This window comes from Streptomyces sp. RLA012 (genome assembly GCF_056270325.1).
Window position 1 is genome coordinate 294,939 of record NZ_JBWDPA010000002.1, and the last position, 23,326, is coordinate 318,264.

The 23,326-nt window shown below is 70.9% G+C and carries 18 protein-coding genes and 4 pseudogenes; 16 read left to right on the forward strand and 6 right to left on the reverse strand.

The window, feature by feature from the left end; all coding sequences use genetic code 11:
* The first annotated feature begins 45 nt into the window (after positions 1–45).
* The 4 genes from RV986_RS01675 to RV986_RS01690 all read left to right on the forward strand — a co-directional run bounded on the left by RV986_RS01675 (position 46) and on the right by RV986_RS01690 (position 6,220).
* A complete protein-coding gene (locus tag RV986_RS01675; RefSeq protein WP_475915668.1) occupies positions 46–2,739 on the forward strand; it encodes a serine/threonine-protein kinase in 2,694 nt (897 codons plus the stop codon).
* Positions 2,740–2,742: 3 nt separating this feature from the next.
* Positions 2,743–3,798: a PP2C family protein-serine/threonine phosphatase gene (locus RV986_RS01680; RefSeq protein WP_475915669.1), complete on the forward strand. Its 1,056-nt coding sequence runs from the start codon at positions 2,743–2,745 to the stop codon at positions 3,796–3,798.
* A gap of 32 nt (positions 3,799–3,830) precedes the next feature.
* Positions 3,831–5,180, forward strand: a complete 1,350-nt coding sequence (locus tag RV986_RS01685) for a vWA domain-containing protein (protein ID WP_475915670.1) — start codon at positions 3,831–3,833, stop codon at positions 5,178–5,180.
* Positions 5,181–5,983: 803 nt separating this feature from the next.
* Positions 5,984–6,220 (forward strand): hypothetical protein, encoded by a 237-nt coding sequence (locus tag RV986_RS01690; protein ID WP_475915671.1) that lies wholly within the window; start codon positions 5,984–5,986, stop codon positions 6,218–6,220.
* On the opposite strand, the gene RV986_RS01695 is transcribed toward RV986_RS01690, so the two are convergent.
* Positions 6,201–6,854 carry an ABC transporter permease gene (locus RV986_RS01695; protein WP_475915672.1) on the reverse strand — a complete coding sequence of 218 codons (654 nt, stop codon included), beginning with the start codon at positions 6,852–6,854 and terminating at the stop codon, positions 6,201–6,203. The genes RV986_RS01690 and RV986_RS01695 overlap by 20 nt on opposite strands.
* On the opposite strand from RV986_RS01695, the pseudogene RV986_RS01700 reads away from it, so the two are divergent.
* Both RV986_RS01700 and RV986_RS01705 read left to right on the forward strand, forming a co-directional pair.
* Positions 6,819–6,935 (forward strand): annotated as a pseudogene (locus tag RV986_RS01700) (ABC transporter); the annotation flags it as partial. The gene RV986_RS01695 and the pseudogene RV986_RS01700 sit on opposite strands and share 36 nt — an antisense overlap.
* Positions 6,932–7,093 (forward strand): annotated as a pseudogene (locus RV986_RS01705) (ABC transporter permease); the annotation flags it as partial. The pseudogenes RV986_RS01700 and RV986_RS01705, both read left to right, overlap by 4 nt.
* 57 nt (positions 7,094–7,150) lie before the next feature.
* Here RV986_RS01705 and RV986_RS01710 read toward each other — a convergent pair.
* The 3 genes and pseudogenes from RV986_RS01710 to RV986_RS01720 all read right to left on the reverse strand — a co-directional run.
* Positions 7,151–7,375: pseudogene (locus RV986_RS01710) on the reverse strand (ATP-binding cassette domain-containing protein); the annotation flags it as partial.
* A gap of 75 nt (positions 7,376–7,450) precedes the next feature.
* Complete coding sequence (locus tag RV986_RS01715; RefSeq protein WP_475915673.1) at positions 7,451–8,296, reverse strand: DUF4097 family beta strand repeat-containing protein; 846 nt, start codon at positions 8,294–8,296, stop codon at positions 7,451–7,453.
* A gap of 96 nt (positions 8,297–8,392) precedes the next feature.
* Positions 8,393–8,911 (reverse strand): hypothetical protein, encoded by a 519-nt coding sequence (locus RV986_RS01720; protein ID WP_475915674.1) that lies wholly within the window; start codon positions 8,909–8,911, stop codon positions 8,393–8,395.
* Positions 8,912–9,207: 296 nt separating this feature from the next.
* Here RV986_RS01720 and RV986_RS01725 point away from each other — a divergent pair, with 296 nt between their 5' ends.
* Entirely contained in the window at positions 9,208–10,728 is a 1,521-nt protein-coding gene (locus tag RV986_RS01725; protein WP_475915675.1) for a GNAT family N-acetyltransferase, read from the forward strand.
* A gap of 143 nt (positions 10,729–10,871) precedes the next feature.
* Here the strand turns inward: RV986_RS01725 and RV986_RS01730 are convergent, their stop codons facing one another.
* Positions 10,872–11,117, reverse strand: a complete 246-nt coding sequence (locus RV986_RS01730; protein ID WP_475915676.1) for a hypothetical protein — start codon at positions 11,115–11,117, stop codon at positions 10,872–10,874.
* Between RV986_RS01730 and RV986_RS01735 the strand changes: the two are divergent.
* The 9 genes and pseudogenes from RV986_RS01735 to kdpA all read left to right on the forward strand — a co-directional run.
* Positions 11,082–11,162, forward strand: a pseudogene (locus RV986_RS01735) (mycothiol transferase); the annotation flags it as partial. The gene RV986_RS01730 and the pseudogene RV986_RS01735 overlap by 36 nt on opposite strands.
* A gap of 286 nt (positions 11,163–11,448) precedes the next feature.
* Complete coding sequence (locus tag RV986_RS01740) at positions 11,449–12,495, forward strand: magnesium and cobalt transport protein CorA (RefSeq protein WP_475915677.1); 1,047 nt, start codon at positions 11,449–11,451, stop codon at positions 12,493–12,495.
* Positions 12,496–12,629: 134 nt separating this feature from the next.
* Positions 12,630–13,166, forward strand: a complete 537-nt coding sequence (locus tag RV986_RS01745) for a universal stress protein (protein ID WP_475915678.1) — start codon at positions 12,630–12,632, stop codon at positions 13,164–13,166.
* 522 nt (positions 13,167–13,688) lie between these two features.
* The gene (locus tag RV986_RS01750) at positions 13,689–14,105 is read left to right on the forward strand and encodes an SAV_915 family protein (RefSeq protein ID WP_475915679.1); all 417 of its coding nucleotides are present in this window, start codon (positions 13,689–13,691) and stop codon (positions 14,103–14,105) included.
* Positions 14,106–14,113: 8 nt separating this feature from the next.
* Positions 14,114–15,529 (forward strand): diaminopimelate decarboxylase, encoded by a 1,416-nt coding sequence (gene lysA, locus RV986_RS01755; protein WP_475915680.1) that lies wholly within the window; start codon positions 14,114–14,116, stop codon positions 15,527–15,529.
* A gap of 134 nt (positions 15,530–15,663) precedes the next feature.
* A complete protein-coding gene (kdpF, locus tag RV986_RS01760) occupies positions 15,664–15,753 on the forward strand; it encodes a K(+)-transporting ATPase subunit F (protein ID WP_101403875.1) in 90 nt (29 codons plus the stop codon).
* Positions 15,753–17,918, forward strand: a complete 2,166-nt coding sequence (kdpB, locus tag RV986_RS01765; RefSeq protein ID WP_475915681.1) for a potassium-transporting ATPase subunit KdpB — start codon at positions 15,753–15,755, stop codon at positions 17,916–17,918. Before kdpF ends, kdpB begins: the two co-directional genes overlap by 1 nt.
* Positions 17,919–17,920: 2 nt before the next feature.
* Positions 17,921–18,811 (forward strand): potassium-transporting ATPase subunit C, encoded by an 891-nt coding sequence (locus tag RV986_RS01770; RefSeq protein ID WP_475915682.1) that lies wholly within the window; start codon positions 17,921–17,923, stop codon positions 18,809–18,811.
* 2 nt (positions 18,812–18,813) lie between these two features.
* A complete protein-coding gene (kdpA, locus tag RV986_RS01775) occupies positions 18,814–20,463 on the forward strand; it encodes a potassium-transporting ATPase subunit KdpA (RefSeq protein ID WP_475915683.1) in 1,650 nt (549 codons plus the stop codon).
* A 223-nt stretch (positions 20,464–20,686) separates the two neighbouring features.
* Here the strand turns inward: kdpA and RV986_RS01780 are convergent, their stop codons facing one another.
* On the reverse strand, positions 20,687–23,233 hold the full coding sequence (locus RV986_RS01780; RefSeq protein WP_475915684.1) for a DUF4118 domain-containing protein: 2,547 nt from the start codon (positions 23,231–23,233) through the stop codon (positions 20,687–20,689).
* Positions 23,234–23,326 lie beyond the last annotated feature (93 nt).

The window sequence follows — 23,326 nt, forward strand, 5'->3', positions numbered from 1 at the left end:
CGGGGAACCTGCGCATGACCATTCGACGGGTAACAAGGTGACACCATGACCAAGTGCCAACGCCCGGGCTGCACCGGGACCATCGAGGACGTCGGCACCGGCGACCTGTACTGCGACGTCTGTGGGCGCGCCCCGGTGCGGCAGCCGGTCGGCACCGGGGTTGCCGGGGGCGGCAGGCCTACCAGGGGCGCCGGGCCTGCCGGGGCGTCGTCCGGGAGCGGGGGTCCGAGCCCCAACAACTCCGCCAACTTCTCGGCCACGTCCGGCTTCTCACGCCGCTCCGGGTTCGGGGGGCTGTCCCACACCCTCACCGGCAGCTTCGGCGGCCTGTCGGTGACCGTGCGCGGCTCCCGTTCCGGCGACAGCGGCCCGACCCGCGGCAGGCTCGGCGCCGGCCTGGTGTCCATACCGCCCATCCCGCGTCCCGACCCGGCCACTTCCGTCCTGGCGAACCCCGAGGTCCCCGAGCGGAAGCGGTACTGCGGCAAGAGCGACTGCGGCGCGCCGGTCAGCCGCAGCCGCGATGACCGCCCGGCGCGTGCGGAGGGGTTCTGCGCCAAGTGCGGCCACCCGTACTCCTTCACCCCCAAGCTGCGGGCGGGCGATGTCCTCCAGGGCCAGTACGAGGTCGTGGGTTGTCTGGCGCATGGCGGGTTCGGCTGGATCTACCTCGCCGTCGACCGCGCGGTCAGCGACCGCTGGGTGGTCCTCAAAGGCCTGCTCGACAGCGGCGACGAGGACGCGCTGGCCGCCGCACTCTCGGAGCGGCGGTTCCTCGCCGAGATCGAGCACCCCAACATCGTCCGCATCCACAACTTCGTCGAGCATCTCGACCAGCGCACCGGCAGCCTCGACGGCTACATCGTCATGGCGTACGTCGGCGGCAAGTCCCTGAAGGAGATCGCCGACGAGCGGCGCGGCCCCGACGGCAAGCGCGAGCCGCTGCCGGTCGAGCAGGCGATCGCGTACGCCATCGAGGCCCTGGACGCCCTCGGCCACCTCCACAGCCGTGACCTGCTGTATTGCGACTTCAAGATCGACAATGCCATCCAGACCGAGGACCGGCTCGAGCTCATCGACATGGGCGCGGTGCGGCGGATGGACGACGAGGACTCCGCGATCTACGGCACCCTCGGCTATCAGGCGCCGGAAGTCGCCGAGTTCGGCCCGTCGGTCGCCTCCGACCTCTATACGGTGGCCCGTACCCTCGCCGTTCTCACCTTCGACTTCCAGGGCTTCACGAACGTCTTCATCGACAGCCTCCCCGGCCCCGAGAACATCCCCGTCTTCGCGCGGTACGAGTCCTTCTACCGGCTCCTCGTGCGGGCCACCGACCCCGATCCCGACAAGCGCTTCGGCTCCGCCTCCGAAATGGCGGACCAACTCCTCGGCGTCCTCCGCGAGATCGTGGCCCTGCAGACCGGTGAGCCCCGCCCCGCCCTGTCCACCGTCTTCGGGCAGGAACTGCGGGTCGTCGAGGACAAGTTGGTCGCCCCCCAGACCGGCGACACCTCCGCCCTCGGCGCGTTCACGTTCGCGCCGCGGCGCCGTGCCCAGCGCCGGTCGGCGAACGGGTCCGCCGGCGCCCTGCCGGGGTCCCCGGCGGTCGAGGCGGCCGCGTCCGGACCGGGCACGGCGGCAGGCGGCGCGCCGGGCAGCGCCGTCCTCGGACACACCCCGGCCGCGCCCGGTACGCCGTACACGGTGCCGGCGCAGGCTTCCGGCCCGGCCGGCGAGACCGGGACAGGGGCAGGGGCAGGGGCAGGGGCAGGGGCAGCAGCAGAGACAGGGACAGGGGCCGGACTCACCGTCGCGCGGCTCAACGCGCGGGCCGCCGCCCTCGCGCTACCGGTACCGTTCGTGGCCCCGGCCGACCCCAACGCCGGGTTCCTGGCGGGCTTGGCTGCCGCGGCACCGGCAGAGCTGGTCACGGCGTTGCGGACAGCGCCCGTCGACTCCGTCGAGATACGGCTGCGGGACCTGAGGGCGCGGCTGGACATGGACGACATCGACGCCGCCACGCACGTGCTGACAGCGCTGGCCGACGACGACCTCGACGACTGGCGCGTGGTGTGGCACCGGGGCCTGACCGCGCTGGCGACCGGTGACCACGAGACGGCCGCCCTGGCCTTCGACGCCGTGTACGCCGCCTTCCCCGGCGAGTCCGCGCCCAAGCTGGCGCTGGGCATCTGCGCCGAGATGCTGGGCCGACCGGACAGCGCCGCCGAGTACTACCGGCGGGTGTGGACCACCGACCAGCGCTATGTCAGCGCCGCGTTCGGTCTCGCCCGCGTACTGCTGGCCTCGGGCGACCGGGCGGGGGCCGTGGCGGCGTTGGAGTCGGTGCCGGCGGCCTCGATCCACTTCACCGCGGCCCGCGTCGCCGCGATACGTTCCCGGCTGCGCGAGCGGTCGCCGCGGGAACCGCTGCTGGACGATCTACGGGCGGCAGCCACCCAGGTGGAGGAGCTGCGGCAGCTCGACATCGATGCCGAGCGGCGCGAACAGCTCACCACCGAAGTACTGGGCACCGCACTCGACTGGGTACTCTCCGGCAGCCCCGGCGCCGGCCCGGAGGCCACCGGGACCAGGCTGCTGGACTGCGACCTGACCGAGCGTGGGCTGCGTTTCGGCATGGAGCGCTCCTACCGTCTGCTGGCCCGGCTCGCCCAGCAGGACGGCTCAGGGACCGAACTGGTGGAACGGGCCAACCGCTTCCGCCCCTGGACGTGGGTGTGACACATGCCGCAACCGACCGTCTGCCTCTCCTGCGCCGAACCTCTTGAGCCCGAGCCCGACGACAAGTTCTGCGGCGTATGCGGCGCTGAACTGACGCCCTCCGGCTCACTCCCCGGAGGGAGTACGACGGCGAGCACGCCCCCCGAGCCCGCCTCTGACGCCCCGGACGCGTACCACCTCGCCGCACCCGAGGAGCCGACCCCACAGTCGGCCGCCACGGACCCCCGCGACCACCAGGAGCAGGAGCTGGAGGGCGTGGCGGTGGTCAGCGACCGGGGGCTGCGGCACCACCGCAACGAGGACGCGTTCGCGGTGTCCACGACGGCACTCCCCGACGGCACCCCCGCCGTGGTGGCCGTGGTGTGCGACGGGGTCTCGACCTCGCACCGCCCGGACGACGCGTCGGCGGCGGCCGCCGAGAGCGCCAACGAGTCGCTGCTCGAAGCGCTCCGGCGCGGCGCCTCGTTCGAGGACGCCATGCGTGACGCGCTGCGCACCGCGGGCCTGGCCGTCACCGACCTCGCCGCCGAGGACCCCGGGCGGGGCCCGGCCCCGCACCACAACGCCCCGGCCTGCACCTGTGTGAGCACCATCGCCTCAGGCAAGGTCTTCACCGTCGGCTGGATCGGCGACAGCCGCGCGTACTGGATCCCGGACGACCGCAGCGCCCCCGCCTCCCGCCTCACCGAGGACGACTCGTGGGCGGCCCGGATGGTCTCGGCGGGCCTGGCGTCCGAGGAGGAGGCCTACGCGGACAGTCGTGCCCACGCGATCACTGGCTGGCTCGGCGCGGACTCACCCGAACTCGTTGCGCACACCACTTCCTTCGAGCCGGACGGACCAGGGGTTGTGGTGGTGTGCACCGACGGACTGTGGAACTACGCCGAGTCCGCCGAGGAGTTGGCCTCGGCGGTACCGCCGGACGCCGGCGCGCACCCACTGCGGTGCGCGCAGGTACTGCTGGGGGTGGCGCTCGACAGGGGCGGCCACGACAACGTAACGGTCGCTGTCCTGCCGTTCCCGGTGCCTGCCGTGCGGGCAGCACACGAACCTGCATAACCCGCACAAAGCGGACCTAAGGAGCGCAAGCGATGGCTGTCTTCTCCAAGTCGGACGTGCCGCAGTTCGCCGTCGACATCTACCAGAACGAGTACCTTCCCGAGGGCGGCCGCGAAGTCAACGCGATCGTCACCGTGACGGCGACCGGCGGCGGTACCCTCGGCGGCCTGCCGCTGCCGGCCCAAAGCCCGACCCAGGTCCCCGGGACCGCTCCGGGCGCGGCCGTGGTCATCATGGTCGACTGCTCCGGCTCGATGGACAGCCCACCGACCAAGATGCACAACGCTCGCGACGCGACCGCCGCAGCGATCGACACCATCCGCGACGGCGTGGCCTTCGCCGTGATCGACGGCACCCACGTGGCCCGCGAGGTCTACCCCGCCGACGGCCGGCTGGCCGTGGCCGATTCCGCCACCCGCCACCAGGCCAAGCAGGCCGTGCGCAAGCTCAGTGCGGGCGGCGGCACCGCGATCGGCAGCTGGCTGTGGCTCGCCGACCAGCTGCTCGCCACGGCCGACGTCCCGATCCGCCACGGCATCCTGCTCACCGATGGCCGCAATGAGCACGAGGCGCCCGGAGCACTGTGGGCCGTACTCGACTCCTGCGCCGGACGCTTCACCTGTGACGCCCGAGGCGTCGGCACCGACTGGGAGGTCAAGGAGCTCACCGCGATCGCCTCGGCGCTGCTCGGCTCCGTGGACATCGTCGCCGACCCCTCCGGCCTGGCCGACGACTTCCGGCAGATGATGGAGAGTGCGATGGGCAAGGGCGTCGCCGATGTGGCGCTGCGCGTCTGGACCCCACAGGGCTCCGAGATCAAGTGGGTCAAGCAGGTCGCCCCCACGGTCGAGGACCTGACCCTCCGCCGCACCGAAGCCGGCCCCCGCGCCCGCGACTACCCCACCGGCTCCTGGGGCGACGAGTCCCGCGACTACCACGTGTGCGTCCAGGTCCCCCGCACAGAAGTCGGCGAGGAAATGCTGGCCGCCCGGATCTCCCTCGTACTCCCCCAGCCGGACGGCACGACGCAGGCGGTCGCCCAAGGCCTCGTACGTGCCTCCTGGACCGACGACATCGCCGCCTCCACCCGCATCAACCCCCAAGTCGCCCACTACACCGGGCAGGCCGAACTCGCCCAGGTCATCCAGCAGGGCCTGGAAGCGCGCAAACAGGGCGACTTCGACTCCGCGACCGCCAAGCTGGGCCGCGCCGTCCAGCTTGCCGGCGCCTCCGGCAACGACGACACCGCGAAGCTGCTGGCCAAGGTGGTGGATGTCGTCGACGCCGCGACCGGTACCGTGCGGCTCAAGGCTGGGGTGACCAACGCGGACGAAATGACACTGGAAACGCGCTCGACAAAAACCGTGCGAGTCAAGAAATAGCGCACGGCGCGCCAAGACGATGTCCTCTGTGCGCGAGGTCGGTCCGGAGACGGTGGTGGTGTCCTTCACACAGCTCGCTTTCGCCGGGCCGCTCGCGCACCAGCCCAAGCGGCGGGCCGGGGAGCTGGGCTTATCGTGCACAAGCGTTCCGCTCCGGCCTCGCGTGCACGCGCCCGGACCCGCGCGACAGCGGCCCCGGACGGCCAGGCGGTGCCGGTGCCGGTCATCACGGGGCAGCTGTCCCTGTTCTCGATGTTCTCGATGTTCTCCGATGCCGCGGACCTGGCGGCGCGAGCAGCACGCCCCTGTCTCGCGCTGTCCCCGCTGCCGCTCCGGCGCAGGAGCTGCTGGACACTTCACCGTCGACCATCCGCGAGCCTGGCTCGCCGACGAACACAACGTGCCGGGCGGTGCGGCCGTGGTCCTGCATACTCTGCAGGCCCGGCCGGGGCCGCACGCGCCGATCCCCGAGCGGGACGTACGTTCCCTGGCCGGGACCGTCGCGGCCGGCACCGCCGCCACGTGCCGCGTGGTCTCCGCTTGCTGGAGCTGTTGCGGTTGCCGGCCGCCGAGAGGCTCCGCTCACGGGGCAGCCCCGCCCACACGACCCAGCGGCTCATGGGGTCTGCTCGTCATCGACGAACGCGGTGACCAGGCTGTGGGGTGCGTTGTCGCCGTAGAGCAACTCGTGGAGTTGGGTGCCGTCGGTGGCGGCTTCGGTGCCTCGGGGGAACATGGCCTGCTCGTACTCGGCGAGGACGGCGAAGGCGTGGCACGCCTTCGGCTCGGGGCGGAGCGCGTCCTTGCCGGACCTCTTGTCCGCGAAGATCTTCCGGCACCCGCCGGCGGTGAGCGCGTCGAGCTGCCGCTCCGCCTTCTGGCCGCCGGTCGAGACTCACACGGCGCGGGGCCGGCAGGCCGCGGAGAACGCGGACGGGGCGGCGTACGCCGACGCGCTGTCGGAGTACGCCGCCCTCGGGCAGGACGAACTGCGGGAGGCCGCCCGCGCGGCCGTCCCGGCTATTTCGGATCGCGGTTGAACAACGACGTCGACCAGAAGTAGCCGAGCACGGTCAGGCCGACGCACCAGCCGGCCGCGAGCCACCCGTTGTTGCCGATCTCGCTGCCGAGCAGCAGGCCGCGCAGGGTCTCGATGGCCGGCGTGAACGGCTGGTACTCGGCGATCGGCTGGAACCATCCCGGCATCACGTCGACCGGGACGAAGGCGCTCGAAATGAGCGGCAGGACGATCAGCGGTATCGCGTTGTTGCTGGCCGCCTCGGCGTTCGGGCTGACCATGCCCATCCCGACCGCGATCCAGGTGAGCGCCAGGGCGACCAGCGCCATCAGCCCGAACGCCGCCAGCCACTCCAGGGCCGTGGCGTCCGTGGACCTGAAGCCGATGGCCACGGCGACGGCACCCACGAGAACCACGCTGGCGACCGACTGCAGCACGCTGCCGACCACGTGCCCGATGAGCACCGAGCCGCGGTGGATCGACATCGTACGGAAGCGGGCGATGATGCCCTCGGTCATGTCGTTGGAGACGGACACGGCGGTCCCGACCACGGTGCCGCCGATGGTCATCATCAGGATGCCCGGGACGACGTAGGCGATGTACTCGGAGCGATCGGCGCCGCCGCCCACATCGAGGCGGACGAGCTGACCGTGCACACCCCCGACCTCGACGACGTGTTCTTCGCCCTGACCGGCCCCACCAACGTCCCCAACCAGCCCAAGGAGACCGTCCGATGAGCGCCCTCTCCCTCGCCGTACGCGACTCGAACACGATGCTGCGCCGCAACCTCCTGCACGCGCGGCGCTACCCGTCCCTCACCCTGAACCTGCTGCTCACACCGATCGTCCTGCTGCTGCTCTTCGTCTACATCTTCGGTGACGTGATGAGCGCGGGGCGGCGGGCATGTCCGGCTCCGCTTCTCCGACCCGTCCGCCTACCAGAGCGCCGCCGTCGCGCCCTGGGCGTGCCCGCCGTCGGCGGCGATGAGCGTGGACAGGATCTGCACGGTGGTGGTCTTGCCGGCACCGTTGGGCCCGAGCAGCGCGAAGACCGAGCCGGCCGCGATGCGCAGATCGATGCCGTCGAGAACGGTCTTGTCGCCGTACGACTTGCGCAGATCGGCGGTGGAGACGGCGGCCGGCGACGCGTGACCGTCGGCCCGCCTGGACGTGGGCATGACAGATGAAGGCATGAGGCCCTCCATTCGAAGGCTGAAGTGAGTGGGGGACGGGGCCGGTTGTGGATGTGGCGCTCAGGCCTTGGCGCGGAGGATGTCGATGGTGCCGAACCGGGTGCGGGCACGGACCTCGACGGTGTCCTCGGTCTTCTCCGGGGCCTCGGACGCGGTGAGCGTGTTGCGCACCTGTCCGGAGCCCGAGCTGACGTCGAGCCAGGCGGCCGTGCCCTCGCGCACGCCGACCTCGATGGCGCCGTAGGAGGTCTCCAACTGGACGGTACCGCGGGCCACTTCGCCCACACGTAGGGTGCCGTGGGCGGTAGTGGCGGCGACCGAGGCCTCGGCGCGCCGGATCTCGATGTCGCCGTTGGCGCCGCTCACCCGCAGCTCGCCGGTCGCGGCGCCGACGGTCGTGGTGCCGTGCGAGTTCTTCAGGACGGCGGGGCCGTCGACGAGGCCGACGCGCAGACTGCCGGAGCTGGTGGTGATCTCGGCCATGCCCTCGACCCGGTCCACGGTGATCGAGCCGTGCGACGCGGTCAGCCGCAGCGGGCCGGTCGTGTCGAGGCGGACGTCACCCGACGAGGTCTTCACGTGGACCTCGCCGAGCCGACCCTCGCCGAGCACCTGGGCCCAGGCGCCGGTCATGTCGACGCGCGAGCCCGTGGGCAGTTCGACCGTCACATCGACAGTGCCGGTACGGCCGAACAGATAGCGCTGCTTGGGCGTCCTGACGATCAGTACGCCGCTCGCGTACGTGACCTCGGTCTGGTCGGCCGCCCGTACGTCCTGGTCCCGCTTCGGGTCGCGGGGCCGCACCTCGACGACGGTGTCGAGGCGGTCGCCCGCGGTGAACCGGATGGAACCGGCCTCCACGTGCGCCGTGGCCGAGATCGGTTCGGGAGTGTCAAAAGAAGGCATGGCTGTCCCGTCCTCTTGGGTCTTCAGGGCGTCCCCGCTGGTGGGACGTGGTGTGGGTGAAGCAGTGCAGGTGAAGTGGTGCGGGCGGGGGCGCGGCTAGTGCACCCAGCCCGTGAAGCTCTGTCCGATGGTCTGGGTCTTCTCCGTCGTACGCGGCCGGGTGCCGCCGTCGACCGCGGCCGACACGGCCCGCACCAGCCACGCGTTGACCGACAGACCCTCGCGACTCGCGGCTTCCTCGGCTCGGGCCTTGAGGTGAGCCGGCAGACGCAGGTTGACGCGGGCGGCGCCGCCCTCGTCGCCGTCCGCCGGGGCCGGGGTCTTGAAATGTTCGACGGGCGCGGCCGGCCCCACGAGGGCGCCGCCGTCGGTGGGCGGCGGTGTCACCACGAAGTCGGGGTCCAGCCCGCGCAGCCGTACGTCGACCGAGCCGGGGGCGAGCTCGCGGGTGATCTCGTCCATCGCGGCGGAGAGCACATTGAGCATGGTCAGCCGGGTCGCCGACTCCAGAGGAGCGGTGAGCCGCTCGGCCAGCTCGCGGGCTTCGTCGCCACCGGCTTCGGCGGCCACCGCGAGTTCGCGGCGGAGGGTGTCGACATACGGGGTGAGGTCCATGACGCCATGATGGCATCACTATGGCGCCATGCGCAACTCCGGTTGGCACCTTGCCTGGGGTGAGCCTACGGACAGCCGCCCCACCTGCGAAAACACACAGAGGGCAACCCGTGCCATTGTGGCGCCACGCGCGCTCATGCACTCTCGGGAGCACGGAATGGCACCAGGTGGCACCACATGACACCGAGTGGCGCCAAGCGGTGCCACCCGGGGCGGCACGATCGGGCCCGCCCCGCCCAGTGCTGTCCGGGCACCATGACGTCATCCAACCGAACAAACGAAGGGACAGCAGGCTCATGCTTGATCATGAGCAGGTCGTGATCCACACCGGTCGGCGCTCGCGGCTTCCGGTGATCGTGGCTGTTCATTCCACGGCACTGGGTCCGGCAGCCGGTGGCCTCCGCCTCTGGCACTACCCCGACTGGCGGGACGGCCTCACCGACGCCCTTCGCCTGTCGGCCGCGATGACCTCGAAGTTCGCCGTGGCCGGGCTGCCCAGCGGTGGCGGGAAGGCCGTCGTGGCGCTGCCGGAGAGAATGGAACTCGATGCCGACCGACGCCACGACGTGCTGCGTGACGTAGCAGAGGTCATCGCCTCGTTCGGCGGTGCGTACGCCACCGGCCCGGATGTCGGAACCGGTCCCGACGACATGGCGGTGATCGGAGAAACCACCTCCCATGTGTTCTGTCGGCCGGCGCATCTGGGCGGCAGCGGCGACTCGTCCCCGCACACCGCGCAGGGGACCCTCGCCGCACTGCGGGCCGTCAGCCGACGGCTGTACGGCACCTCAAGTCTGGACGGCCGTACTCTCGCCGTAGTCGGTCTGGGCCGCGTCGGCACCGGCCTCGCCCGCCTCCTCGCCGCCGAGGGAGCCGCCCTGACGGTCACCGACATCGACCCGGACAAGCGCAAGACCGCCGACGAACTCGGCGCAGTCTGGCGGTCGCCCGACGAGATCCTGGCCGCGGACGTGGACATCGTGGTCCCTTCGGCCCTCGGCTCCGTCCTGACCAGTCGGACCGCGGCGGATCTCCGCTGCCGCGCTGTGGTCGGGCCGGCGAACAACCAGCTCGCCACGCCCGATGTCGCGGACCTGCTGCACCAGCGCGACATCCTCTGGGTGCCGGACTATGTCGCAAACGCGGGGGGAGTCATCAACGCCATCAGCACCGAGCTCCACCGCGTCAGTGCCGACGAGGCCCACGCACGAGTCCGCGCCATCGAGAACACCGTCGACGACCTGCTGGACACCGCGCAACACCGCGGCCAGACCCCTGCGCAGGCGGCGAGCGAGCTGGCCCGGCGCCGCCTGCGCGCCACCTCTGACCCCGCCGACTCACGCACGACCTCGTTGCGGTTGCGGGCAGCGGGGCCCGGTGACGCCGAGAACATGGCACTGCTGCACGCCGACAGCTGGCGTCGGCACTACCGCGGCGCGTACTCCGACGCGTTCCTGGACGGCGACGTGGTGGCCGACCGGCGGTCCGTGTGGTCCTCGCGCCTCTCCGCCCCGATCGGCAGCGCGACCGTCGTGGCCGAGGACGACACCGGGCTTGTGGGGTTCGTCCACGTCGTCCTCGACGAGGACGGCCGCTGGGGGAGCTTCGTCGACAATCTGCACGTCGTCCAGCACCGCCGACGGACGGGCCTCGGCACCGCGCTGCTCTCCCGCGCCGCGGAGGCCGTTGCCGAGCGTGCGAGGGGCGACGCCATGTACCTGTGGGTGCTCGAACAGAACACGGCGGCCCAGGAGTTCTACCGAGCTCTGGGCGGCACCTGCGTCGAGAAGGCGGCGGTCTCGCCCCCGGCGGCGTAGCGTCCCGGCTCGTCGGCTCCCCCGCCAAGCTCCGCTTCACCTGGTCCGACGCCTCGCTGCTCACGCAGACCGACGGACGGCAAGGCGTACGGACAACCCGGAGGAACACGCCATGACCCCGACGCGGGCACCACCGTCGACCACTACGACCGGCTGCTCGCCGAGCACCACACCTGGATGCTGGGCGGCGACGTCCACGAGGTCGCCACCCGCCGGGCCGCGCTGCTCGCGGAACTCGGCCTGACGGGGACCGAGGACGACAGGACGGCCATCGAGCGGAGGACCGCGGTCTTCGGCCCGACGACCGGCGACGAACGGCGGATGCTCATCGATGTCCTGAGCGCCCAGCGCACCACGCTGCAGAGGAGTACGCCCGTCACAACGGCCACGCCGACCTGCTCCGCGAGCGCATCGACGGAGCGATCGGCGTGTGAAGCAGGGGCCGGCTTCGGCCTGGCCGCTGATGTCGAGCACCGTTCCCCTCACTTCGGTGTGCGACATCTTCGCCCAGCAGTGCCGCCTGGGCACCGGCCCCACATACGTGACCATCGTCGTGGTCGCGGCGCCGGATACTTTCCGCCCGGTCCGCGGGAAGGACCACGAACATCGCCGCGCCCGCCCGGTCGGCACCGGCTGCGCCCCAGAACGTAACTCGCGTCCCCGTGCAAACATGGTGTGGGCCGTACACGCACCAGGCCGCGCCCGTCACGAGGAGACGCCATGACGGCCAGCAGTACACCACCGACACCACCACCGCCGCGGTCGAACCCGGACTCCGTGGTCGACTGCGCCCTGTACGAGCACGGCAAGCGCCGGCCGGGCCTTCTCCCCCTCGACCAGGCCATGCACGCGTGCCACGCCACGCCGGACAGCTTCGTCTGGATCGGCCTGCACGAACCCACCGAGGACCAGCTCCAGTCCGTCGCGCGCGCCTTCGGCCTGCACCCGTTGGCCGTCGAGGACGCCCTGGAAGCCCACCAGCGCCCGAAGCTCGAACGCTACGACGACACCCTCTTCCTCGTCCTGCGGACCGCCGTCTACGTCGAACACGAACACCTCACCGCCACCAGCGAGATCGTCGACACCGGCGAGATCATGGTCTTCATGGGCGAGGGCTTCATCGTCGTCGTACGCCATGGACCCTCCCGCCAGCTCACGGGCGTCCGCCGGGCCCTGGAAAGCCGTCCCGAACTGCTCGCGCACGGCCCCGCCGCCGTCCTGCACGCCATCGCCGACACCGTCGTCGACCAGTACCTCGAAGTCGTCACCGCCGTCGAGACGGACGTGGACGAAGCGGAGGGCACCGCCTTCGCGCCTCAGCAAGCCCAGGACATCCGCCGCATCTACCAGCTCAAACGCGAACTCCTGCAACTGCGCCGCGCGGTGGCCCCGCTCGCAGGGCCGATGCGGGAACTCGCCGGGGGCCGGCTGCCCGGCGTGGACAAGGACATCGCCACCTACCTCCGCGATGTCCACGACCACCTCACCCAGGCCGCCGAACGCATCGCCACGCTCGGCGAGGTGACCGACACCGCCCTGTCCCTCACCCTCGCGCAGACCGGTGTCCAGCAGAACTCCCACATGCGCCGCATCAGCGCCATCGCCGCCCTCATCGCCGTGCCCATCGGCATCGTCGGCGTCTACGGCATGAACTTCGACCACATGCCGGAACTCCGCTGGACCTTCGGCTACCCCCTGGTGATCGGCGGCATCATCGTCATCTGCACCGTGATCTACCGGGCCTTCCGCCGCAACGGCTGGCTGTGAGCGGCGTCAGAAGAGCGTTATGAACCACCCCCCTGCCATCAGGTAAACGCCAACAGAGCCGTCCGCGCCCCTCCTCGGGCACTTCCATGGGACCCGGATGTCTGTGTGCATGCACGCCGAGGGGTGATCGAGCAATGACCAAGGCCGAGGAGCGGCGCGTCGTTGTCGGAGTGAGCGGTTCGCTGGGGAGTCTGGCGGCCCTGCACCGGGCCGCGGACGAGGCCCGTCGTACGGATGCCGAGTTGCTGGTCGTCCTCGCCTGGGAGCCACCTGGTGGTGATCTCGCTCACCGGCGGTCGGTCTGCCCGTTGCCGCTGGACGAACTCCGGCGGGACGCGGGCATGCGACTGCTCGACGCGCTCGACACCGCCTTCGGCGACACCGGGCCCGGGGTTCCGTACCGGGGGCTGGTCGTACAGGGCACGGTGGGGCGCGCCCTGGTCGCGACCGCCGACCGGGTGGACGACCTCCTGGTGGTCGGCGCAGGGTGCCGGGGCAGGGTGCGCCGCGCGCTGGTCCCCTCCGTCGCCCGCTACTGCTTCGCACACTCCACCTGCCCAGTGCTGGCCGTACCGCCCTCGCCCTTGCAGAGCGAACTCGCCTCCGTGCACCGCCGCGTCAGCCTGCGGATGCCGTTCGACGCCCGGGAGCTGACGGACGGCAGGCCCTGACCGACCGGGGCACCTCGGCAACGCGTGTGCGCCACGCATCTGCGGGATGGGCTGTCCCCTGCACGGCAAGCGAGCGCGGGCGCCGCCGTGCGCCGTCCGGCGATGCGGCGCCCCGGACGACATGTCCGCCGGCCCGGCCCCGTGCGTACTGCGAACCACTGCGTCGAGCACCGCGTCGCGCCGTGACACCTCAGTGATCTGCTTCACGACCCCGCACCGACACACCTTCGGCCTTCCCTGCGCGACCTCCGGATTCACCTCTCCGCGCACCCCTCGCCGCCGGCCGCTCCGTCGTGCCCGTCAGCGGCCGGGAGCGACCCCGCCGCGGTTCTGCCGGAAGACTCGGACGCCACGCTGACCAGGCATCTCGTTGCCCGTCAGCGTCGCGTTATGGGTGCAGGGCTTCCCGTCAAGCATCCGTCAGTACGGGGCCCCATACCTGGTCCGGCGGGCATAGCTTCATCGAAGCGCCCGGCCGATCCGACCGGGCGGCGCACGTAGCCTTCTTCGAGGAGCCACACCATGTCTCCAGTCGAGCATTCCGAGGACCCCGAGCCTTGTGAACGCGTCCCGGCCGGACTTCTCTTCGTCCCTGTCCGGTCGGGGCCCGCGGGCTGTACGGCCCGGTTCTTCCGCACCCCCCTGGGCGGCCGTACGGCCGTCGGATTCACCTCGGCGGCGAAACTCACCGCCACTCTGGGCACGGACCAGGCCAGCATCAGACTCTCCGAACCCGCGCTGCGTGCGCTCGCCACGCCCCTGGGCGTCACCGCCCTCACCGTCGACCCGTCGTTCTCCGCCCCCGCAGCCGACCGCACCGCGGCCACGGTCCGTGAGCGCGAGAACTCCTGGCGCCGCTGGCACCCGCAGCACGTCGGTGCCCTGCGGGTGACCGGCGCCGCGGCCGTCGTCGCGTGTCTGAACCTGCTGATCGGCTAGGAGACGCCATGTCCATTCAGGACGCCCCCCTTCAGGACCTGTCCGTTCAAGACCTGCCGGTTCAGGAACTGTCGGTTCAGGACCTGCACCAGGTCCTCCAGGCCGACGACGCGGACCACCGCGACGCCGACGGTCTCTCCGTCTGGCCCCGCTCCACCCGCCCCGAGCCCGACGGGGACGTCTCCGTCGGCGGCGTCTCCCTCACCGAGGCCGCCGACCGCTTCGGCACCCCCGTCTACGTCCTCGACGAGCAAGAAGTCCGCGAACGCTGCCGTACCTACCGCACCGCGTTCCCCGAGGCCGACATCGTCTACGCGGCGAAGGCCTTCCTGTGCCGGGCGATGGCGCACTGGGTGCAGGAAGAGGGCCTGGGCCTGGACGTCTGCTCCGCCGGAGAGCTCGCACTCGCCGTCACCACCGGCTTCCCGCCGGAGAAGATCGTGCTGCACGGCAACGCCAAGAGCCCCGAGGACCTGCGCACCGCGCTACGCCTCGGCGTCGGACGCATCGTCGTGGACAGCACCTCCGAGATCGCCCGGCTGGCAGCGATCACCCCCGCCGACACCCGCCAGAAGGTCATGGTGCGGGTGGTGCCCGGCATCGCGGCCGGCGGCCACACCAAGGTGCAGACCGGCACCGACGACCAGAAGTTCGGCCTGTCGATCACCGACGGCTCCGCACAGCACGCCGTCACCCGGATACTCGACCAGCCGCACCTCGAACTCGTCGGCCTGCACTGCCACATCGGCTCGCAGATCGCCGCCGTGAAGCCGTACGTCGCCGCGGTGCGCCGCGTGATCGGACTGATGGCCCGCATCAAGGAGCAGCACGGCGTCGTCCTCCCCCAGCTGAACATCGGCGGCGGCCACGCCATCGCCTACCGGCCCGGCGAGGAGAGCCTCGACGTCAGCGTGCTGGCCGGCCGGGTCCGCGCCGAGCTGGAGGAGGGCTGCGCCCGTGCCGGCCTGCCTGTGCCCCGGCTCACCCTCGAACCCGGCCGCGCGATCGTCGGCCCCGCCGGGGTCGCCGTCTACCGGGTCCTCGCCGTCAAACGCACCGCCGAGCACACCTTCGTGGCCGTCGACGGCGGCATGAGCGACAACCCGAGGCCCGCGCTGTACGGGGTGCGGTACGCGCCCCGGCTCATCGGCCGCCACTCCTCCGTACCGCCCCGCCTCGTCACCGTCGTGGGCCGGCACTGCGAAGCGGGCGACATCCTCGCGGACGAAGTCGCGCTCCCGGGCGACGTACACCCCGGCGACCTCCTCGCCGTCCCGGCAGCCGGCGCCTACCACCTGTCCATGGCCTCCGGGTACAACCTGGTCGGCCGGCCGCCGGTGGTCGCGGTGTCCGACAGGATCGCACGCGTTCTCGTACGCCGTGAATCGCTGGACGACATGAGCCGCCGGGACATCGGGCTGTAGCGCCGAGTTCCTTCCCCGGACCTCCGCCGAGCTCCCCCTCGGCGGAGGACTGCCCGTTGTACGCCACGGGAAGTCGGAAAGATCACGAACACCCCCTATCCGCATACCTCTATGTGTGTGAGGACGAGGTCTCGATGACCGTCGAAAACACCGTCGGCCTGATCGTGGCCGTCTCACTGCTCGCCTACCTCGTGGTAGCCCTGATCAAGCCGGAGAAGTTCTGATGTCCGCTCCCGCCGAGACCCGGCCCGCGCCCGTGCCGGACTCTCCTCCACCCAGCCCCGGGCAGCCGCGCCGGGTCGGCGCCGGAATGCTCGATCCGACCCAGCTGTGGCGCGCGCTCCCCCAGGCGCTGCGCAAGCTGAATCCGGTGACCCTGTTCCGCAATCCGGTCATGTTCGTCACCGAGGTCGGCGCCGCCCTCACCACCGGTATCGCGGTCTTCCACCCCAGCCTCTTCGGCTGGCTGATCACCGGCTGGCTGTGGCTGACGGTGGTCTTCGCCAACCTCGCCGAGGCCGTGGCCGAGAGCCGCGGCAAGGCGCAGGCCGACTCGCTGCGCAAGACCCGGCAGCAGACCACCGCATGGCGGCTCGCCGGCTGGGAGCCCGACGCGGTGGAGGGCGCGTACGTAGAAGAGGCCGTCGCAGCTTCCGAGTTGAGGCGCGGCGACATCGTGTCCGTACCGGCCGGGGAGCTGATACCCGGCGACGGCGACGTCATCGCGGGCGCCGCGAGCGTCGACGAGTCGGCGATCACCGGTGAGTCCGCGCCGGTCATCCGCGAGTCCGGCGGCGACCGCAGCGCGGTCACCGGCGGCACCCGGGTGCTCTCCGACCACCTCGTCGTACGGATCACCCAGGAGCCCGGGGAGAGCTTCCTGGACCGGATGATCGCCCTGGTCGAGGGCGCCAACCGGCAGAAGACCCCCAACGAGCTGGCGCTGAACCTGCTGCTGGTCATGCTGACCTTCGTCTTCCTGGTCGCGGTGGTGACCCTGCAGCCGATGGCGATCTTCTCCAAGGACGCGATGGCCGCCGCGCACGACACGGCGGCGCTGACCGCGGACGGCGTCACCGCCATCGTGCTGGTCTCGCTCCTGGTCTGCCTGATCCCGACGACCATCGGCGCGTTGCTCTCGGCGATCGGTATCGCGGGCATGGACCGGCTGGTGCAGAGGAACGTACTGGCCATGTCCGGAAGGGCGGTTGAGGCGGCGGGCGACGTCAACACCTTGCTGCTCGACAAGACTGGCACGATCACGTACGGCAACCGGCGGGCGAGCGCGTTCCTGCCGGTCGGCGCCGTCCCCATGGAGCGGCTGGCGAAGGCGGCGCTGCTGTCCAGCCTGGCGGACGAGACGCCCGAGGGCCGTTCCATCGTCGAATTCGCCCACGAGGAACATGAGGCGACCGAGCGGGTCGCGAACGGCGCCGAGTGGGTTCCGTTCACCGCCGCCACCCGCATGTCCGGGGTCGATCTGCCGAGCGGGCTGCGACTGCGCAAGGGTGCGGCGGCCTCGGTCGCGACCTGGGTGCGGGAGCAGGGCGGCGAGGTCCCGGTCGCGCTGGAGGCGACCGTGCAGCAGGTCTCCGCGTCGGGCGGTACACCGCTGGCCGTGGCGCAGTCCACGCACGACGGCCGGGCCGAAGTACTCGGCGTCGTTCACCTCAAGGACATCGTCAAACCCGGCTTGCGCGAACGCTTCGACGAGTTGCGCCGCATGGGCATCCGTACGGTGATGATCACCGGCGACAACCCGGTGACCGCCAAGGCGATCGCCGAGGAGGCGGGCGTCGACGACTTCCTGGCCGAGGCCACGCCCGAGGACAAGCTGGAGCTGATCAAGCGGGAGCAGGCCGGCGGTCACCTCATCGCGATGACGGGCGACGGCACGAACGACGCACCGGCGCTCGCGCAGGCGGACGTGGGCGTGGCGATGAACACGGGGACGTCGGCCGCCAAGGAGGCCGGCAACATGGTCGACCTCGACTCCGACCCCACGAAGATCATCGAGATCGTCGAGATCGGCAAGCAGCTCCTCATCACCCGGGGCGCGCTCAGCACCTTCTCGATCGCCAACGACATCGCCAAGTACTTCGCGATCCTGCCCGCGATGTTCGCCGCGGTGTACCCGGGGCTCGACCGGCTCAACATCATGGATCTGCACTCGCCGCTGTCCGCGATCCTCTCCGCGGTCGTCTTCAACGCGGTGGTCATCGTGGCGCTGATCCCGCTCGCCCTGCGCGGTGTCCGCTACCGGCCGAGCAGCGCCTCCGCCCTGCTCACCCGCAACCTGTGGATCTACGGACTCGGCGGCGTGATCGCCCCGTTCCTGGCCATCAAGTTCATCGACTTCGCCCTCGTCCAGTTCATCCCGGGGATCTGACCATGAATCAACGGCTCCCGCACTGGCTCGCCCAGCACGTCGCAGCGCTCCGGGTGGTCCTCGTCCTGACTCTCCTGACCGGCCTGGCCTATCCGTTGGCCATGGTGGCGGCGGCCCAAGTCCCGGGACTCGACGGCAAGTCCGAGGTCACCGGCGCCGACGGCAAACCGGCCGGATCCTCGCTCATCGGCCAGTCCTTCACCGACGCCAAGGGCAATCCCGTCAAGAAGTACTTCCAGTCCCGGCCCTCCAACGCCGGTACGGGATACGACGCCACGGCGTCCGGGGCCGGAAACCAGGGCCCCGAGTCCGTCGTCGACACGAAGGACAAGCCGAGCCTGCTCACCCTGGTGTGCGGGCGCAGCAAGGCGGTAGGCGACCTCGAAGGCGTCGACGGCTCACGCCCGTACTGCACGGACGACGGCGTCGGCGCGGTCCTCGGCGTCTTCCGTGAGGGCGGTACGAGCGGACGTGTCACCAAGGTCGTCAGCTTGAACCAGGCGTGCCCCGCCCAGCCGTTCCTCGCCACCTACAAGGGAGTTCGCGTCTCGTGCGCGAAGCCCGGCGCGGACTACAGCCACGCCGTGACCGTCCCCGTGCGCGGCGACGCCCCGGCGAACCCGGTCGTTCCCGCCGACGCGGTCACCGCGAGCGGCAGCGGCCTCGACCCGCACATCAGCCCGGCGTACGCGAAGCTCCAGGCGCCGCGCGTCGCACGTGAGCGTGGCGCGAGCGTGGCCGACGTACGGGAGCTGATCGCGAAGTACACCACCGGGCGTGCGCTCGGTGTGCTCGGCGAGCCGGGCGTCAATGTCGTCGAGCTGAACGTCGCTCTCGACCGCAAGTACCCGACGACCGCGACATCCGCGTCGTCTCCGAAGCAGGGAGCCTGATCATGGCGGCCTGGATCCAGGCATCGATCATTCTCGCCGTGGTCGTGGGACTGCACGTCCCACTGGGCGACTACATGGCCCGCGCGCTCGACGGCGGAAAGCACTGGAGGGGAGAGAAGACCCTCTATCGCGTCTGCGGAATCGACCCGGACAGGGAACAGACCTGGCGGCACTACCTCACCGCCCTGCTCGCCTTCTCCGTCATGAGCGTCGCGGCACTCTTCGCCCTGTTCACCCTGCAGGGCAAGCTGCCCTGGTCGACAGGCCACGAGGGCATGCCGTGGCGGCTCGCACTGCACACCGCCGTCTCCTTCACGACCAACACCAGCTGGCAGAACTACGCCGGTGAGTCGACCACCGGACACCTCGCCGTCATGGCGGGGCTGGGTGTCCAGGCGTTCGCGTCGGCGGCGGTCGGCATCTGCGTGGCCCTCGCCCTGGTCCGGGGCCTGGTCCGGCGGTCCACCGACGACCTCGGCAACTTCTGGGTCGACCTGCTGCGCACGATCTTCCGCATCCTGGTCCCGATGGCGGTCGTCGGCGGCCTGATCCTGATGGCGGGCGGTGTCATCCAGAGCCTCGGCGGCGGGCACACCTTCACCACGGTCGCGGGCGCCAAGCAGACGATCCTCGACGGGCCGGTGGGCTCCTGGGAGCCGATCAAGCTGTTCACCGGCGACGGCGGCGGCGTCTTCAACGCCAACAGCGCCCACCCCTTCGAGAACCCGAGCGCCTGGACCAACGCCTTCGAGATCGTACTGATGCTGCTCATCCCGACGGCCTGCGTCCGCATGTTCGGCCGGATGATCGGCAGCCTGAAGCAGAGCTGGACCCTGCTCACGGTCGTCGGCATCCTCTTCGGCCTACTGCTCGCCGCGGGCACGCTCGCGCAGAGCGCCCACACCGGCACGGTCACACAGGCGGTCGGCGGACAGTACGAAGGCACCGAGACCCGCTTCGGCATCCCCGGCTCCACACTCTTCGGCGTGGGCGCCACGGGCTCGGCGGACGGCGCGGCCAACTCCTCGTACGACAGCTTCTCCAGCCTCGGCGGCGGTGTGCTGCTGTCCGCGATGATGCTCGGCGAGATCGCACCCGGCGGCACCGGCAGCGGACTGTACGGCCTGATCATGGTGGTCCTCGTGGCCGTCTTCCTCGGCGGTCTGATGGTCGGCCGCACACCCGAATACCTGCGCAAGCGGATCGGGTACGCGGAGATGCGCTGGGTCGTCGTGTACGCGCTGATCCCGCCGACCGTGATCCTCGCGTGCACGGGCATCGCGCTCGCCTTCGACGACGGCCAGACCTCGATGGGCAACCCTGGAGCACACGGCCTGACCGAACTCATCTACGCGTACACCAGCAACACCAACAGCAACGGCAGCGCGATGGCGGGCTTCAACGGCGCCACCGACTTCCACAACCTGCTGATGGTGTTCGCGATGCTGGCCGGCCGCTATCTCCCGATGGTCTGCGTCCTGGCCCTGGCCGGACGCCTCGCCAAGCAGCAACCGGGCGTCGTCACGGCCGGCACGCTGCGCGCCCAGGGCGTCAACTTCGTCGTCCTCGCCACCGCCGCGGCCGTCATCCTGGCACTGCTCAACTTCCTGCCGGCGCTCTCCCTCGGCACCATCGCCGACGGACTGCTGTAGCGGCCCGTGTACCGGCTGAGCCTGCGATCCCGCGCAGACTCAGCCGGTACGGCACGACACGGACGGCGACGTCGGTACGGGCACCCAGCGCGGCGGCTGGCAGGAGGCCACGCGGAAGTGCATGACGCCCTTCACCATGGCCTCCGTGGCATCGGCGGTCTGCAGGTGCCAACTCCCCTTGCCCGACGTGGTCCTGATGCCCCCTTGATCATCGTGCTCGGACCTACGAGGTGGCGGTCGCCGGAAGGTCGGGGCGGACCGGCAGGAGATCCGACGCGGCCGGGAGGGTGAGCACCATCGTGAGTCCGCCGCCGGGAGTGTCCTCGGCGTTGAGGGTGCCGCTCATCGCCTCCGCGAAGCCGCGGGCGACTGCCAGCCCGAGGCCCACGCCCGCGCCGCGCGGAGCGTCGCCGTAGCGCTGGAAGGGCTCGAAGATGCGGTCCTTGGCCTCGTCGGGAACGCCTGGGCCGCGGTCCACCACCCGTATCTCCACCCGGTCGGCCATGGCACTGGCGGACACCAGGACCCGCTCGCCGGAGGGACTGTACTTGACCGCGTTCTCCACGAGGTTGGCGACCGCGCGCTCCAGCAGGCCGGGGTCGACGGCGACCATCGGCAGAGTCTCCGGGATCTCCAGCTCCACGCTGTCCTCGGGAACCCCGCCGAGCGCCATCGGGACCACCTCGTCGAGATCGATCTCACGGATGAGTGGGGTGACGGTGCCGGTCTGCAGCCGGGACATGTCGAGCAGGTTGCCCACCAGGTTGTCGAGTCGGTCCGCGCCGTCCTCGATGCCTTCGAGCAGTTCCGCCCGGTCCTCCTCGGACCAGGCCACGTCATCGGACCTGAGGGAGGAGACGGCTGCCTTTATCCCGGCCAGCGGGGTGCGCAGGTCGTGGCTGACCGCGGCCAGCAGCGCGGTGCGGATGCGGTTGCCCTCGGCCAGCGTGCGGGACCGGTCTGCCTCGGACTGCAGCCGCTGGCGGTCCAGGACCACCGCGGCCTGGGCGGCGAACGCGGCCAGTACCCGCCGGTCCTCCGCCGGCAGAACCCGCCCCTTCAGAGCCAGCGCCATACGGTCGCTGACCGGCACGTCGACGTCCGCGTCCTCCGGCCGCTCGACCAGCGGACGCGGGCCCACGCTGCCGGCGCAGGTCCAGGGGGCCACTTCGCTCTCTCGCTCCAGCAGCGCCACCGATTCCATGCCGAAGGTCTCCCGGACCCGCTCCAGCAGCGCTTCCAGGCTGGTCTCGCCGCGCAGCACACTGCCCGCCAGGAAGGAGAGAATCTCCGACTCGGCACGCAGCCGCGCGGCCTGGTGCGTGCGCCGGGCCGCCAGGTCCACCACGGAGGCCACCGACACGGCGACACCGACGAAGATCGCGATGGCGACGATGTTCTTCGGGTCGGCGATCGTCAGGGTGTGGACGGGCGGGGTGAAAAACCAGTTCAGCAGCAGGGAACCCACGACGGCCGAGGCCAGCGCCGGGTAGAGGCCGCCCAGCAGGGCCGCGGCCACCGTCATCGCCAAGTACAGCAACATGTCGTTGGCCAGGCCGACTTCAGGGGTGACACTGGTGAGCAGCAGCGTGAGGAGGGCGGGGCCGGCCACACCGACCAGCCAGCCCCAGATGACCCGGGACCGGCCGAGCCGCGCACTCTGGGCCACGGGCAGCCCGCGCCCCTTGCCCGCCTCGTCGTGGGTGATCAGGTGGACATCGAGGTCGGGGCCCGACTCGCGGGCCACCGTGGCGCCGACGCCCGGCCCGAAAACGTACTGCCATCCCTTGCGGCGGGACACCCCGAGGACGATCTGGGTGGCGTTCACTCCGCGCGCGAAGTCCAGGAGCGCTGCCGGTACGTCGTCCCCGATGACATGGTGGAAGGTGCCGCCGAGATCCTCCACGAGGGTCCGCTGGACCGCCAGTTCCTTGGGCGAGGCGTTGGTCAGCCCGTCGCTGCGGGAGATGTAGACGGCCATGACCTCGCCGCCGGCGCCCTTCTCGGCCAGGCGCACGGCCCGGCGGATCAGGGTGCGTCCCTCGGGACCGCCCGTCAGTCCGACGACGATCCGTTCACGGGAACCCCAGATCTTCGAGACCCGGTGCTCGTTGCGGTATTCGGTCAGGTATTCGTCGACCCGGTCGGCGACCCACAGCAGCGCCAGTTCGCGCAGGGCGGTGAGGTTGCCGGGGCGGAAGTAGTTGGACAGGGCCGCGTCGACCTTGTCGGGCTTGTAGATGTTGCCGTGGGCCATACGGCGGCGCAGTGCCGGCGGTGACATGTCGACCAGTTCGATCTGGTCCGCCCGCCGTACGACCTCGTCCGGCACCGTCTCCTGCTGTCGGATGCCGGTGATGGACTCGACGACGTCGCCCAGTGATTCCAGGTGCTGGATGTTGACGGTCGAGATCACGTCGATCCCGGCGGCCAGCAGCTCCTCGACATCCTGCCAGCGCTTGGCGTTGCGGGAGCCGGGGATGTTCGTGTGGGGCAGCTCGTCGACCAGGGCCACCTGGGGATGCCGGGCCAGCACCGCGTCCACATCCATCTCGGTGAACGTGGCGCCGCGGTACTCCAGTTCCTTGAGCGGGACCTGCTCCAGACCGTGCAGCATCACCTCCGTGCGCGGCCGGTGGTGGTGCTCCACGAACGCGACCACGCAGTCGGTGCCTCGCTCGACCCGGCGGTGTGCCTCGGAGAGCATCGCGTACGTCTTGCCGACGCCTGGCGCCGCACCGAGGTAAATCCGAAGTTTGCCGCGTGCCATCTTCTCGTCTCTTCGTCTCTACGGGCGGGGCCGTGGGGTGCCGGGGCCGGTCTCGAAAGGGATTCGATCGGGGATCAGGCCAGGGATCAGGTC